13 protein-coding genes are annotated in these 13,596 nt (G+C 76.8%); 8 read left to right on the forward strand and 5 right to left on the reverse strand.

Going from position 1 to position 13,596, the window contains the following annotated elements:
• Positions 1-3: 3 nt before the first annotated feature.
• Positions 4-1,227: a family 1 glycosylhydrolase gene (locus tag HNR08_RS10730; protein ID WP_146832823.1), complete on the forward strand. Its 1,224-nt coding sequence runs from the start codon at positions 4-6 to the stop codon at positions 1,225-1,227.
• A 110-nt stretch (positions 1,228-1,337) separates the two neighbouring features.
• Here HNR08_RS10730 and HNR08_RS10735 read toward each other — a convergent pair whose 3' ends face one another.
• From HNR08_RS10735 to HNR08_RS10755, 5 genes are all read right to left on the reverse strand, one after another.
• Positions 1,338-2,816, reverse strand: a complete 1,479-nt coding sequence (locus HNR08_RS10735) for a DHA2 family efflux MFS transporter permease subunit (protein WP_146832820.1) — start codon at positions 2,814-2,816, stop codon at positions 1,338-1,340.
• 56 nt (positions 2,817-2,872) lie between these two features.
• Positions 2,873-3,430, reverse strand: coding sequence for a PadR family transcriptional regulator (locus tag HNR08_RS10740; protein WP_246802892.1), 558 nt, complete (start codon positions 3,428-3,430; stop codon positions 2,873-2,875).
• A gap of 82 nt (positions 3,431-3,512) precedes the next feature.
• Positions 3,513-4,010 carry a hypothetical protein gene (locus tag HNR08_RS10745; protein ID WP_146832817.1) on the reverse strand — a complete coding sequence of 166 codons (498 nt, stop codon included), beginning with the start codon at positions 4,008-4,010 and terminating at the stop codon, positions 3,513-3,515.
• A gap of 39 nt (positions 4,011-4,049) precedes the next feature.
• Positions 4,050-4,784 carry an SIR2 family NAD-dependent protein deacylase gene (locus HNR08_RS10750; protein ID WP_146833005.1) on the reverse strand — a complete coding sequence of 245 codons (735 nt, stop codon included), beginning with the start codon at positions 4,782-4,784 and terminating at the stop codon, positions 4,050-4,052.
• Positions 4,785-4,795: 11 nt separating this feature from the next.
• Positions 4,796-5,584, reverse strand: a complete 789-nt coding sequence (locus HNR08_RS10755; protein ID WP_146832814.1) for a LysR family substrate-binding domain-containing protein — start codon at positions 5,582-5,584, stop codon at positions 4,796-4,798.
• 188 nt (positions 5,585-5,772) lie between these two features.
• Between HNR08_RS10755 and HNR08_RS10760 the strand changes: the two genes are divergently transcribed.
• The 7 genes from HNR08_RS10760 to HNR08_RS10790 all read left to right on the forward strand — a co-directional run bounded on the left by HNR08_RS10760 (position 5,773) and on the right by HNR08_RS10790 (position 13,536).
• The gene (locus HNR08_RS10760) at positions 5,773-6,147 is read left to right on the forward strand and encodes a DUF5997 family protein (RefSeq protein ID WP_146833002.1); all 375 of its coding nucleotides are present in this window, start codon (positions 5,773-5,775) and stop codon (positions 6,145-6,147) included.
• A 23-nt stretch (positions 6,148-6,170) separates the two neighbouring features.
• Positions 6,171-6,740, forward strand: a complete 570-nt coding sequence (locus HNR08_RS10765) for a hypothetical protein (RefSeq protein ID WP_146832811.1) — start codon at positions 6,171-6,173, stop codon at positions 6,738-6,740.
• Positions 6,741-6,791: 51 nt separating this feature from the next.
• Entirely contained in the window at positions 6,792-7,940 is a 1,149-nt protein-coding gene (locus HNR08_RS10770; RefSeq protein WP_146832808.1) for a heme/hemin ABC transporter substrate-binding protein, read from the forward strand.
• On the forward strand, positions 7,937-9,058 hold the full coding sequence (locus HNR08_RS10775) for a FecCD family ABC transporter permease (RefSeq protein WP_146832805.1): 1,122 nt from the start codon (positions 7,937-7,939) through the stop codon (positions 9,056-9,058). Before HNR08_RS10770 ends, HNR08_RS10775 begins: the two co-directional genes overlap by 4 nt.
• Positions 9,055-9,912: a heme ABC transporter ATP-binding protein gene (locus tag HNR08_RS10780; protein ID WP_146832802.1), complete on the forward strand. Its 858-nt coding sequence runs from the start codon at positions 9,055-9,057 to the stop codon at positions 9,910-9,912. Before HNR08_RS10775 ends, HNR08_RS10780 begins: the two co-directional genes overlap by 4 nt.
• Complete coding sequence (locus HNR08_RS10785) at positions 9,909-10,733, forward strand: hypothetical protein (RefSeq protein WP_146832800.1); 825 nt, start codon at positions 9,909-9,911, stop codon at positions 10,731-10,733. The genes HNR08_RS10780 and HNR08_RS10785 overlap by 4 nt, the downstream gene beginning before the upstream one ends.
• Before the next feature lie 73 nt (positions 10,734-10,806).
• Positions 10,807-13,536 (forward strand): HtaA domain-containing protein, encoded by a 2,730-nt coding sequence (locus HNR08_RS10790; protein WP_146832797.1) that lies wholly within the window; start codon positions 10,807-10,809, stop codon positions 13,534-13,536.
• Positions 13,537-13,596: the final 60 nt, after the last annotated feature.

The raw sequence follows: 13,596 nt of genomic DNA on the forward strand, positions 1-13,596 counted from the left end.
TGCGTGACTGACACGTCCTGGCACACCGACGGGCGCCTGCACCACGGCGTCGGCATCGAGGACACGTTCATCCCCTCCGAGCGCGTGGGGCAGCGCAAGCTCGACGAGTACGAGCTGACGCAGCACTACCACCTGTGGCGCGAGGACCTGCGCCTCGCGGCGGAGTCCGGCGCCACGCTCATCCGCTGGGGCTCGCCCTGGTACCTGGTCGAGCCCGAGGAGGGCCGGTTCGACTTCCGCTGGCTCGACGAGGTGATGGCCGAGATGCAGCGGCTCGGGCTGCACTGCGTCCTCGACGTCATGCACTACGGCACGCCGCTGTGGCTGGCGAACGCGTTCCTCGACCCGCGGTACCCGGAGCTCGTCGCCCGGTACGCCGCTGCCGTCGCGCAGCGGTACCCCGGGGTCGTCGACGACGTCACCCCGCTGAACGAGCCGATGGTCAACGCGGTGTGGTGCGGGCGCGACGGCCGGTGGCCGCCGTACCTCACCGGCGAGGACGGCCTCGTGGCCGTGCTGATCCCGCTCGCGCGGGGCATGGTCGCCACCCAGCGGGCCGTCGCCGCCGTGCGGCCCGACGCGCGGTTCGTGCACGTGGACGCCGGGTTCCTCTGGGAGGGCCACGGGCCCGCCGGCATGTCCGTCGCCGAGGGGGAGGCGTGGCGGTTCCTCGCGCTCGACCTCGTCACCGGGCGGATCGGGCCGGAGCACGCGCTGCACGGGTACCTCGTGCGGCACGGCGCCCGGGAGGAGGACCTCGACGCCCTGCGCCGGGACGCGGTCGTGCCCGACGTCGTCGGGGTGAACTACTACCCGGAGTTCACCACCCAGGCGGTCACCGCCGACGGTGCGGAGTCGCCGGTCGAGGCCGGCACCGCCGGGCTGGTCGAGCTGCTCGGGGCGTACCACGAGCGGTACGGCCTGCCGCTGGCGATCACCGAGACCTCGCGGGCCACCCGGGACGTCGCGGCGAAGGCGCAGTGGGTGGACGACCTGCTCGACACCGTGGACAAGGTCCGCGCCGACGGGGTGCCGGTCACCGCGGTGTTCTGGTTCCCGCTGCTCGACCTCATGGACTGGTCGTACCGGGACGGCACCGCGCCCGCGGACGAGTACCTGATGCCGTTCGGGCTGGTGGACCTGGTCCGCGGCGCGGACAACGTCCTGGCGCGCGTCCCGAACGCGGCCTACGACCGCTGGCGCACCCGCATCGCGTCGGCGGGCTGACCGGGGGGCCACCACCCGACCCCACCCCCGCAGAGTGGAAGGTTCGAGCGGACTCGCCCACGGCGTGTCCGTCCGGACCTTCCACTCTGCGCGGGCGTCCGGCCCGGGGGTCAGGCCTGGGGGACCGCCCCCGCGGGGGTGGGGGCCTCGGCGGGGGTGCGGCGGGGCGGGGCGAAGAAGGCCACGACCACCGCGCCGACCACGGCCACCGCCGCCGGGAGCAGCAGGGACTGGCCCATCGCCGAGGCGAACCCGTGCTTGACCGCGTCCGGCAGCGCGCCGGCCGCCTCCGCCGCGCCGGTGGAGCCGGCCGCACCGGCGCCGAGCTCCGCGACGAGCCGGGCCTGGATCAGCGCGGCGATCGCCGCCGACCCCAGCACGGACCCGATCTGCCGCGTCGTGTTGAACACGCCCGAGCCCGCGCCGGCCTGCTGCCGCGGCAGGTTCCGGGTGGCGACCGAGGAGATCGGCGACCACAGGCACGCGCTCGCGACGCCGAGCAGGGCGCTCGGCAGCAGGAGCCGGGCCCACCGGTCGGGGTCCGGGGTCAGCCACAGCGCGAACCAGACCAGCGCGACGGCCTGGAGCAGCATGCCGGCCAGGGCGATGTTCCGCGGGTTGGTCGTGTCGACGCGGCGGCCGATCACGGGCGACAGCACGAGGGTCATCACCGCCATCGGCGCGAGCATGAGCGCGGACCGCGTCGGGGAGAAGCCGAGCACCAGCTGGTAGAAGAACACCAGCGGCAGGGACATCCCGGTCACGACGAAGCCGAGCGCGCTGATCGCCCCGTTCGCCAGCGCGAAGTTCCGGTCCCGGAACAGCCCGAGCGGCAGCAGCGGCTCGCCCCGCATCCGCGCCTGGTGCACCAGGAACAGGCCCAGCACGACGACGCCGGCGGCGATCAGCCCCCACACGGCCGGCCCCCAGTCGTAGGACTGCCCCTCCTGGATGCCGAACACCAGCAGGAACATGCCGACCGCGCTGAGCAGCACGCCCACCACGTCGAACGTGTGCGCGTGCGTCTCGAGCCGCGGCACCAGCCGCCAGGCCAGCACGAACGCCACGATCCCGACCGGGACGTTGACGAAGAAGATCCACTCCCAGCCCAGCCCGTCCACGAGCACGCCGCCGAGGATCGGGCCGACCAGCGTCGCCACGCCCGCGGTCGCGCCCCACAGGCTCATCGCCTTGCCCCGGGAGTCCGGCGGGAACAGCCGGGTGATGACGGCCATGGTCTGCGGCGTCATCAGCGCGGCGCCGAGGCCCTGGAACGCGCGCGCCGCGATCAGCGCGCCGATCGAGCCGGACAGCCCGCAGGCCGCCGACGCGAGCGTGAAGACCGTCAGGCCGGTCAGGTACACGGGCTTCGGGCCGAACCGGTCGCCGAGCCGGCCGGTGACCAGCAGCGGCGCGGCGTAGGTGAGCAGGTAGGCACTGGTCACCCAGATCACCGCGTCGATGTCCGTGTGCAGGCCGGCCATGACGGCGGGGTTCGCGACGGACACGATCGTGGTGTCGACCAGGATCATGAAGAAGCCCACGACCAGTGCCCAGAGGGCAGGCCAGGGCCGGACGGTGTCGGACATGCGGATTCCTCGTTCGGTGGGACGGGAGGGCGGCACGGCGGGGGCCGCGGCCGGAGTCACCAGGCGATGTCGCCGGACTCGATGCCCTCGATGAAGGTCGCGATCCAGCGCGACTCGGTCTCGTACACGGCGATCTGGTAGGTGAGGTCGACCCAGTAGCGGGCCGGGAGCTGCTTGGCGGTCACCCGGGTGACGCCGCCGCGCAGGGTCTCGAGCTCCTCGTCGAGCCGGCGACGCCGGTCGCGCAGCAGCTCGAGGACGGTCTCGCGGGGCAGGTGGTGCGCCTCGGACAGGGCGAGCGGGAGGCGGGGGAACTCGTTGACGGGGGCGGCGATCATCGCGGCGAGGGCCTCGGCGAGGGCGTCGCGACCTGCCGGGGTGATCGCGTAGGTGGTGCGCTCGGGCCGGTTGCCGGCGCGTTCCGTGCCGACGGCCTCGACCAGGCCGTCGCGGTGCAGCCGGTCGACCGTGTGGTAGAGCGACCCGGGGCGGACCTTGACGATCCGGTCGGTCGACCGCTGGAGCAGCACCTGGTGCAGCTCGTACGGGTGCATGGCGCGCTCCACGAGCAGCGCGAGAGTCGCGACTGCGAGGGGGGTGAGGGTGGTGGCCACGGGATGCTCCTTGTCGAATAGTCCGCGTGGACTATAGGCCCGCCGCGGGGCTACCGAAAAGGGGGCGAGCCCGTGATCGCGCTCACGGCGCGTCGAGGTCCGCCGTCGACCGCACCACGGCACCCGGCCGCATGACGAGCCCGCCGGCGGCGAGCGTCGCCTCCTCGTCGACCTCCTCGGCGGCGAACAGGCCGACCTCCCGGCCCTCGACCGTCCCGCGTGCCAGGCCGAGGACGATCGGGCCCTCGAGCGGGGCGTTCTCGGTGACGACGTCCTCGGCCCCGGCGGCGGTCAGGGCGGCCGCGAGCTCGGCGGTCACGTCCTGGGGCCGGGCGTCGACGTGCCAGCACCGGGTGCCCGGCCCGGGCTCGCCGGTGCACGGCTCCTCGACGTACCTCGGTGGCAGCGTCACGGCGGCCATCGCGTCGAGGACGCGCTCGCGCTGCTCCGGCCAGCGCTGCCGGTCGAGGTACTCCCGTCCGCGCTCGAGCCAGTACGGCCCCGCCCACACGGCGACGGCGACCGAGAGGAGCGCGAGGGGCAGGGCGACGAGGACGGCGGTGCGCAGGCGGCGGCTCACCCGCAGGTCATCGGCTCGCCCGCCCCAGGAGCTTGAGGGTCAGTCGCGTGCGAGAAGCTCCGCCACCAGCGCGGGGAGCGCCTGCTCGATCGGCTCGCGCACCACCCGGTCGGCCAGGCGGTCGTACGGGGTCGGCTCGGCGTTGACGACGACCACCTCCGCGCCCACCTCCGCCGCCAGACCCGCGAGGCTCGCCACGGGCTGCACGGTGAGCGTCGTGCCGACCGCGAGGAACACGTCGCCGTCCTGCGCCGCCCCGATCGCCCGGTCCAGCGCCCGCTCCGGCAGCCGCTCGCCGAAGTACACGACGTCCGGCTTCAGCACGCCCCCGCACGCCGCGCACCGCGGGTCCGGCTCGGCGTCCAGCCGGGCGAGGACGTCGGTGGTCGGCTGCCGGTCGCCGCACGTGACGCACGAGGTCGTCCGGAGCGTGCCGTGCAGCTCGACGACGTCGCCCGGGTCCGAGCCCGCCGCCTGGTGCAGCCCGTCGAAGTTCTGCGTCAGCAGGGCGTGGAGCCGGCCGGCGCGCCCGAGCTCCGCCAGCGCCGCGTGCCCCGCGGCCGGCCGCGCCGCCCACGCCGGGTGCTCGCGCCACATCCGCCACCCGCGGCGCCGCACGTCGGGGTCGCCGACGAACCGGCCGATCTCCAGCAGCTCGGCCTGCTCGGGGTGCCGGGTCCACGTGCCGTCCGGGCCGCGGAAGTCCGGGATGCCGGCGCCCGTCGAGATCCCGGCGCCGGTGAGCACCGTGACCCGCAGGCCCGGGGCGGGCATGTGCACGGCCGCTACCTCCCGCGCCGGCCGCGGGCGCCGCGACCCGGCTGCGTGCGGGACGTCCCGGGGCGGCCCGGCCGCGCGCCGCGCTGCCCGGTCCCCGCGGCCTTCCTCTGCCCGCGCGCCGGCGCCGGCTCGGCCGGTGCCTCCGCCCGGCCGCGGCCGCGCGACGAGTTCACCGTGCGGCCCCGGACGATCCCGATCAGCTCCTCGAGCAGCGGGTCCCCGTCCCGCGTCGCCAGCCACGCCAGGGCGGCCCGGGAGGTCGGCGCCCCGGTCAGCGGCCGGTACGTGAGGTCCCTGCGGTGGTGCAGCCGCGCGAGGGACTGCGGCACGACGAGCAGCCCGACCCCCGACGCGACGAGGGCCACGGCCTCCTCGGTGGTCGCCGGCGTCGGCAGCAGCGACGGCTCGCCCGGGGGATCCGCCCAGCCGAGCACGTCGTCCGCCGGCGTCAGCAGCGTCTCGTCGGTCAGGTCGGCCGGCGACACCTCGTCGAGCGCGGTCAGCAGGTGGTCCTTCGGGAGCACGACGACCGTCGTCTCCTCGTAGAGCGGGATCGCCGACAGCACGTCCCGGTCGACGGGGAGGCGCAGCAGCGCGGCGTCGGCCTCGTCGGCCACCAGGGCCTGGGTCGCGTCCGCGGCGGCGGCCTGGACGAGGTCCAGCGGGACGTCGGCGACCCGCTCGCGCCACGTCCGGACCCAGGACGCCGGGACGACGCCGGGCACCAGGAGCAGCCGGAACCGCGCGGCGGGTGCGGGGCCGGCGGCGGGCTCGGGGGCGGGGGGCTGCGGCATCGCGGTCAGCCTAGCCGCGGGGCGGGGCCGTCCCGCTCGCCGACATGGGCGTCCCCGGGGTGGTGCACCCTCCTGCCGCGACGTCCGCGGCCCGCGTCCGGCGCGACGGTCCGTATCCTGGTCCGGTGACCTCCGACTCCCCGGACCGCCCGGCCGCCCCGGCTCGCCGCTCCCGCCAGCCGCAGACGATGAAGCCCGCCACCGCGGCGGCGAAGCTCGGCGTGTACCTGCCGGCCACCCCGGAGGAGTTCCAGGCCGGCCCGGTGTCCCGCGAGGAGCTGGACGCCCTGCAGCGCACGCCCCCGCCGTGGCTGGTGGAGCTGCGCCGCACCGGGCCGCACCCGCGGTCGGTGGTGGCGGCGCGCTTGCGGATCTCGACGTCCGGCCTCGCGCGGGCGGGTCTGACCGATCCGCTCACCACCGAGGAGATCGACGCGATCATCGCGGAGAGCCCCGAGTGGCTGCACCGCGAGCGGGCCACGCAGGCCGAGGTGAAGCGCGAGGAGCAGCGGCTGCGGGAGCGGGACGCGGAGCGCGCCGCGAAGGGCGACCGCCGGGCCTGAGGCCCGGGGCCCCCCCAGGCCCCGTGCGCCAGCAGCTCGAGCCCGACGACCGCCACGCCCAGCGCGACCTCCGCCGCGAGCACCGCGAGCTTCTGCCACCGGGGGAGCGCGACCCGCCGGACGGCGAGCCACCCGACGACGCCGAGGCTCGCCACGAGCGCGATGGTCGACGCCCGGAGCGCGCCGGCGACCGGCCAGGCGCCGGACGCGGCGAGGCCGAGGAACACCATCGGCAGCGCCAGCACCCCCAGCGCCCCGGTGCAGACGCCGACCATGTGCCGCGCCTCGGCGCGCGTCGGCAGCGCGGCGTGGACGGCGAGGGGCGACACGACGTCGGCCAGCAGCACGGCGAGAAGCGTGCCGCCGACGGTGATGAGCAGCGTGGTCGCGGCGGTGCCGGCGCCGACCTCGTGCGTGCGCAGCGTGAGGACGACCGCCAGCGCGGCGAAGGTCACGTAGACCCGTTCCTTCAGGCGCTCGGCGCGGTCCTCCGGGTTCTCGCGGGTGTCGGGCTGCATCCGCCCAGGCTAGGAGCCGCCTCACCCGTTCGTGTCCGGGATGTCCCGCATGTCCGTGTGCCGCTTGTCTTCTGAGGTGCACCTAACTTAGGTTTGGCTCACCTTCACCCCAGGAGCTGCCCCGCCATGGATCGCCGCCGTCCGTCCGGCCCGGCCCCGCACCCCGCTCGGCCCCGCCGCACGGTCCCGGTGCTGGTCGCGGCCCTGCTCGCCACCCTGCTCGCCACCCTGCTCGCCGGCTGCGCCACCCCGGGCGGCAGCACCGGCGGGACCGCGGTGGCGGCGGCTGACCGGCCCGCGCTGAGCGCGGTGACGCCCGTGGACGACCCCCGGGCGTGGGAGGGCGAGCAGACCGCCGTCGCCGCCGCGACCCCGGTGCAGCCCGTCGCCGAGGACCCCGAGCCGGCGCTGCCCGTGACGGTCACGGACGCGCAGGGCACCGAGGTCACCGTCACCGACACCAGCCGGATCCTCGCGCTCGACCTCTACGGCTCGACCTCCCGGATCGTGTTCGAGCTCGGCCCCGGTGGCAGCGTCGTCGGCCGGGACTCGTCGTCCGACTTCCCCGAGATCGCCGACCTGCCGCTCGTCACCCAGAACGGCCACGACCTGAACGGCGAGGCGATCCTCGAGCTGGCGCCGACGCTGATCATCACCGACACGACGCTCGGGCCCTGGGACACCGTCCTGCAGATGCGCGACGCCGGCATCCCGGTGGTCGTCGTGGACGCGCACCGGGACCTCGGCACCGTCGGCGCGCTGATCGACGCGGTCGCGGCGGCGGTCGGGCTGCCCGACGCGGGTGCGGCGCTCGCGGAGCGCACCGCGGCGGAGATCGACGCCGTCACGGCCGAGATCGACCGGCTCGCGCCCGACGACCCGGCCGACCGCCTGCGGGTGGTGTTCCTGTACCTGCGGGGGCAGGCGGGCGTGTACTACCTGTTCGGCGAGGGCTCGGGGGCGGACGCGCTGATCGGCGCCCTCGGCGCGGTCGACGTGGCCGCGGAGATCGGCTGGCAGGGCATGCGGCCGATCACCGACGAGGGGCTCGTGGCCGCGCAGCCGGACCTGGTGCTCGTCATGACGAAGGGGCTCGAGTCCGTCGGCGGCGTGGACGCGCTGCTCGAGCAGCTCCCGGCGCTCGCGCAGACCCCGGCCGGCGAGCACCGGCGGGTCGTCGACATGGCCGACAGCCAGGTGCTGTCCTTCGGGCCGACGTCGGCGCAGACCCTCGACGCGCTGGCGCGGGCGTTCTACGCGCCGGACGCGTCGTGACCGCGCCGACCCGGACGGCCCCGGGCACCTCGCGCGCCGTCCCGCCCGCGCCCGGCGCCGCACCCGCGACGCTCCCGCGCGCCCGGCACCGCCGCGTCGTCCCGCTCGCGATCGGCCTCGTGCTCGCCCTGCTCGCCCTCGCCGTGGTCGCCGCCGGGACCGGGCAGCTGCGGGTGCCGCCGGCCGAGGTGCTCGGCTCGGTGCTGCACCGCCTCGGCATCGACGCCGGTCCGCTGCCCGCCCACCCGAACGGCGACGCCGCGCTGTGGACCATCCGGTTCCCGCGGGTGGCGATGGCGGTGCTCGCCGGTGCCGCGCTCGCGACCGCCGGGGCCGTCATGCAGGGCGTGTTCGGCAACCCGCTGGCCGACCCCGGCGTCGTCGGGGTGTCGTCGGGCGCCGCTCTCGCGGCGTGCACCGGCATCGTGCTCGGCTGGACCTTCCTCGGCCCGTTCACCTCGGCCGCGCTCGCGTTCGGCGGCGGGCTCGTCACGACGATGGCCGTCTACCTGCTGGCCCGGTCGGGCGGGCGGACCGAGGTCGTCACCCTGGTGCTCACCGGCGTGGCGGTCAACGCGGTCTGCGGCGCGGGGATCGCGTTCCTCACCTTCCTCGCCGACACCCAGGCGCGCGAGCAGATCGTGTTCTGGCAGCTCGGCAGCCTGAACGGCACGCGGTGGGCGTACGTGGGCGTCGTCGCGCCGCTCGTCGCCGTGGGCGTCGCGGTCGCGCTGGTGGTGGCGCGCCGGCTGGACCTGCTCTCGCTCGGGGAGCGCGCCGCGCGGCACGTCGGTGTGGACGTCGAGCGGCTGCGCGTGGTCAGCATCGTCGCGGTCGCCCTGCTGACCGCGGCGGCGGTGGCGTTCTGCGGGATCATCGCGTTCGTCGGGCTCGTCGTGCCGCACCTGGTCCGGATGGTCGTCGGGCCCGGGCACCGGGTGCTCGTCCCGCTGAGCGCGCTCGGCGGTGCCGTGCTGCTGCTGGCCGCCGACCTGGTGGCCCGCACGGCCGTCGCCTACGCGGACCTGCCGATCGGCATGCTCACCGCGCTGGTCGGCGGGCCGTTCTTCTTCTGGCTGATCCGCCGCACCCGCCGCCAGGCCGGGGGCTGGGCGTGAGCCGCCGCGGGCGCACCGGGGGTCCGGAGACCCTCGGGCACCCGGCGGCGACCGCGCCCGCGCCGGGGCCGGCGATCGCGCTGCGCGGGGCCGGCTACGACGTGGACGGGGTGACCCTGCTGGACGGCGTGGACCTCGACCTCGCCGCGGGCGAGCTGCTCGCGGTCGTCGGGCCGAACGGGGCCGGAAAGTCGACGCTGCTCGGCCTGCTCGCGGGCGACCTGCGCCCCACCCGCGGCACCGTCGCGTACGGCGGGGTGCCCGCCGCGGACCTCCCGGTGGCGGCGCTCGCCCGGCGCCGCGCGGTGCTGCTCCAGGAGCACCGGCTGAGCTTCCCCTTCTCCGTGGTCGACGTCGTGCGGATGGGCCGGGCGCCGTGGCGCGGGACCGACGCCGACGACGCCGACGACGCCGTGGTGGCCGGTGCCCTGGCCGCCGGCGACGTCCGGCACCTGGCCGACCGCCGGTTCCCCACGCTGTCCGGCGGGGAGAAGGCCCGCACCGCGTACGCCCGCGCCCGCGCCCAGGACACGCCCGTCCTGCTGCTCGACGAGCCCACGGCCGCCCTGGACCTCCGGCACCAGGAGATGGTGCTCGCCCAGGCGCGCCACCTCGCCCGCGCCGGGAACGCCGTCGTCGCCGTGCTGCACGACCTCAGCCTCGCCGCCGCCTACGCCGACCGCGTCCTGCTGCTCGGCGGCGGCCGGGTCCGCGCGGCGGGGACGCCCGCCGACGTGCTCCGCCCCGACCTGCTGGGCGAGGTGTACCGGCACCGCGTGGAGGTGCTCGTGCACCCGCGCACAGGCGACCTGATCGTCCTGCCCGACCGCACCACCCCGGAGGAAGCCCGATGACCCCGACCCGCCCCCTGCACCGGGTGCTCGCCGCCGGAGCGCTGGCGCTGGCCACCGGGCTCGCGCCCGCCGCGCCCGCCGCGGCCGCGACCGCCGGCCCGCAGGTCGTCGTGACCGGGGAGGGCGGCCAGGCCGTCGCCGCTCCGGACGCCGCCACCGTCGTCCAGCTCGCCGGCACCGGGTTCCAGCCGGTCGCCGGCGGCTTCGGCGGCATCTACGTGCTGTTCGGGTGGGTGGACGAGGCGGCGGGGGACGGCTGGCGGCCCAGCGCGGGCGGCGCGTCCGGCGTCCAGTACCGGTACGCCGTCGACGAGCAGAGCCAGGAGAACGCCGGCTACCAGCGGTTCGTCGCGTTCCCCGGGGGCAGCACGGCCGTGGAGGCGAACGGCGGCGAGGTCGCGGCGGACGGCACCTGGGCGACCGAGCTGACGATCCCGGGTGCCACGCTCACGGCGCTCGGCCCCGACGGGGGCACGGTCGAGGTGGACTGCCGGCAGGTCACCTGCGGCGTGATCACCATCGGCGCGCACGGGGTGGCGAACGCGAACAACGAGAGCTTCACGCCGGTGACCTTCGCGTCGGAGGCGGAGCCCGAGCCGGAGCCGGTGGCCGCGACCGACGAGCCGTCCGCCGCGCCGGCCGACGCCACCGCCACGCCCGTGGCCGCCCCCGCCGAGCCGGAGGACGCCGGGACGTCGGGGATGCCGGCGGTCTGGGTGGCGTTCACCGCCGTCGGCGTGCTCGCCGCGGGGACCACCGCGGTCGTCGCCGTGCGCCGGCAGCGCGCCGCGGAGGCGGGCGCGACCGACCAGCAGGACTGACAGGGGAGGACCGCGACCCACCCCGGGTCGCGGCCCGTCGGATGCCCGGGATGCCGGGACGGAGAGGGAGACGATGCACCGAGGTACGAGGAGCCGCGCCTGGCGCGCGGTCGCCGGCGCGCTGGTCGCGCTGGTCGTCGGGGCGGGCACGGCGCTCGCGGGAGGGGTGGCGGCCGTCGCGGACGACACCGCCGCGGCCGGGGGGCCCACCTGCGTGGGGGTCACCGGCGGCACGCTCGACTGGGGCGTGAAGGCGTCGTTCCGGTCGTACGTCGGCGGCCCGTTCGCCGGCGGGACCATCACCGCGACGGACGTCGCGGGCAGCGGCCCGTGGACCTGGTCCGGCGGGACAGGCACGGTCGGCGAGGACGGGCTCGCGACCGCCGCGTGGGACGCCGGCAGCGTCCACTTCCTCGCGCACGAGGGCGCGCTCGACCTCACGTTCTCGCGTCCCGAGATCCAGGTCACCGGCGCCACGACCGGCACGCTCACCACGACGGTGGCGACGGCCCCCGACTCCGCGCGCGTCGTCCTGGCGACCCTCGACCTCGCGGGCGGCACGTCCGGTGGCGACGCCTCGACGGTCGCGTGGTCCGGCGTCCCCGCGACGCTGACCGCCGAGGGCGCCACGGCGTTCGCGGGCTTCTACCCCGCGGGCACCGTGCTCGACCCGGTGACCTTCACGCTCCCCGCCGGCGCGGCGCTCGAGGGCTGCGGCTCGACCGACCCGGTCGACCCGGTCGACCCCGTGGACCCCGTGGACCCGGTGGACCCCGTGGACCCGGTGGACCCCGAGCCCGCCGCGACGCGGCTCTCGGTGTCCGCCACGGAGGGCCTCGACCCCGCGGGCGCGACGATCACCGTGACCGGCGAGAACTACGACACCTCGGCGATGGGCGCTTACCCGGGCACGACCACCCGTCCCGCGGGCGTCTACGTGCAGGTCGGCTGGCTCGCGGAGCAGTGGCGCCCGTCGCAGGGCGCCTCGAGCTCGGCCCGCACGAACGCGTACAACCAGTGGGTCCAGTCCGCGAACGAGGGCAACGGCTACCTGCGGTGGACCGAGAACGGTGACGGCACCGCCGACTTCACCTGGACCGTGACGATCGACAAGTCGAGCCTCGACGCGAAGGCGCTCCCGGGCGGCACCCTCGCGGTGTTCACCCTCGGCGCCGCGGGCGCCGTGCAGCCGGGCAACGAGCAGGCGGTCGCGATCGCGTTCGCGGCGACCGGCGGCGAGACCGGCGGCGGCGAGACCGGTGGCGGCGAGACCGGTGGCGGCGAGACCTCGCAGCCCGGGTGCGTGGCCGTCTCCGGCGCGACGTTCTCCTGGGGCGTGCGCGAGTCGTTCCGCACCTACATCACCAGCCCGGTCGCGCACGGCTCGGTGACGACCACCGGCGTGACCGGCACCGGCCCCTGGACCTGGTCCGCGGGCACGGGCGTGGTGGGCGCCGACGGCCTGGCGACCGCCGGGTGGGCCGGCGCCGTCCGGTTCACCGGCCACGACGGCGAGCTGGACCTCACGTTCGCCGACCCGCGCGTCGAGGTCACCGGCGCCACGACGGCCACGCTCAGCACGGTGGTCACCTCCCCGGCGGGCTCGTCGCGCGTCGCGCTGGCCACGCTCGACCTCGCGGGCGGCACGTCGACGTCGGACGGCTCCCGCATCGCCTGGTCCGCCGTGCCGGCCACGCTGACCGCCGCGGGCAGCACCGCGTTCGCGGGCTTCTACCCGGCGGGAGCCCCGCTCGACCCGGTGACGTTCACGCTGCCGCTGGGCGCGGCCGCGGAATGCGGCACGCCGACGACGCCGACCACCCCGACGCTCCCGGGCACCGGGGGCGGCACCGGCGGCGGCACGGACCCGGCCCCGGTGCGCGAGCTCCAGGGCACGTCGGGCTCCGGCTCGGTGGTCGCCGGCGGCGAGCTGACCCTCACGGCGAACGGCTTCGGCGCGCACGAGGGCGGCATCCGGCTGGAGCTGCACTCCGACCCGGTCCTGCTCGCGAGCAACCTGACCGCGGACGCGTCCGGGACGGTGGCGGTCACCTTCGCCATCCCGGCGGCCACCCCGGCCGGCGCGCACACCCTGGTGCTCATCGGGGCCGGTCAGACGCTGGAGTTCCCGATCACGGTGACCGCCGCGCAGCCCACGTGCGTCGCGCGCGCGGTGGACGGCGCCACGTTCACGTGGGGCGTGCGGGAGTCGTTCCGCACCTACGTGACCGGGCCGGTCGCGAACGGCTCGGTCTCCGCCTCCGGCGTCTCGGGCTCCGGCCCGTGGACCTGGTCCGGCGGCACCGGCCGGTTCAACGCCGCGTCCTCGCTCGGCGCGACCCGCTGGTCGGGCGGCGTGCACTTCACGGGGCACGCCGGCGCGCTCGACCTGACGTTCTCCGACCCGCAGGTCCGCGTGACGAGCGCGTCCTCGGCGACGCTCACCCTGACGGTCTCCGGCCCGTCGGGCTCGTCGCGCGTGGCGCTGGCGACGCTCGACCTGGGCGCGGGCACGTCGTCGTCGAACGCGTCCCGGGCCGCCTGGTCCGGCGTGCCGGCCACGCTGACGGCCGCGGGCGCCACCGTGTTCGAGGGCTTCTACCAGGCCGGCGCGGCGCTCGACCCGGTGTCGTTCACCCTCCCGCTGGGCGCGGAGGTCGCGTGCGACGCCGCGTCGGGCGACCTGGCGGCCACCGGCGTCGACCCGGCGGACGCGGCCGGGTTCGCCGCCGCGCTGCTGCTGTTCGGCGCGGTCCTGACGGTGGCGGTCCGCCGCCGCCGCCCGGTCCGGGACCTGGCCTGACCCGCGCGGGCGGCCGGTGACGGCCGCCCGCGCACGCGGGACCGCCGCGGGACGACCCCG

The organism is Cellulomonas hominis (genome assembly GCF_014201095.1).
GTDB lineage: Bacteria > Actinomycetota > Actinomycetes > Actinomycetales > Cellulomonadaceae > Cellulomonas > Cellulomonas hominis.

Excerpts from the sequence above, each read along its gene's own strand:
- HNR08_RS10750 (WP_146833005.1), bottom strand. The coding sequence starts at position 4,784 with ATGCCCGCCCCGGGCCTGCGGGTCACGGTGCTCACCGGCGCCGGGATC.
- HNR08_RS10760 (WP_146833002.1), top strand. The coding sequence starts at position 5,773 with ATGAAGCCCGCCACCGCGGCGGCGAAGCTCGGCGTGTACCTGCCGGCC.
- HNR08_RS10785 (WP_146832800.1), top strand. The coding sequence starts at position 9,909 with ATGACCCCGACCCGCCCCCTGCACCGGGTGCTCGCCGCCGGAGCGCTG.
- HNR08_RS10755 (WP_146832814.1), bottom strand. The coding sequence starts at position 5,584 with ATGCCGCAGCCCCCCGCCCCCGAGCCCGCCGCCGGCCCCGCACCCGCC.
- HNR08_RS10790 (WP_146832797.1), top strand. The coding sequence starts at position 10,807 with ATGCACCGAGGTACGAGGAGCCGCGCCTGGCGCGCGGTCGCCGGCGCG.
- HNR08_RS10735 (WP_146832820.1), bottom strand. The coding sequence starts at position 2,816 with ATGTCCGACACCGTCCGGCCCTGGCCTGCCCTCTGGGCACTGGTCGTG.
- HNR08_RS10770 (WP_146832808.1), top strand. The coding sequence starts at position 6,792 with ATGGATCGCCGCCGTCCGTCCGGCCCGGCCCCGCACCCCGCTCGGCCC.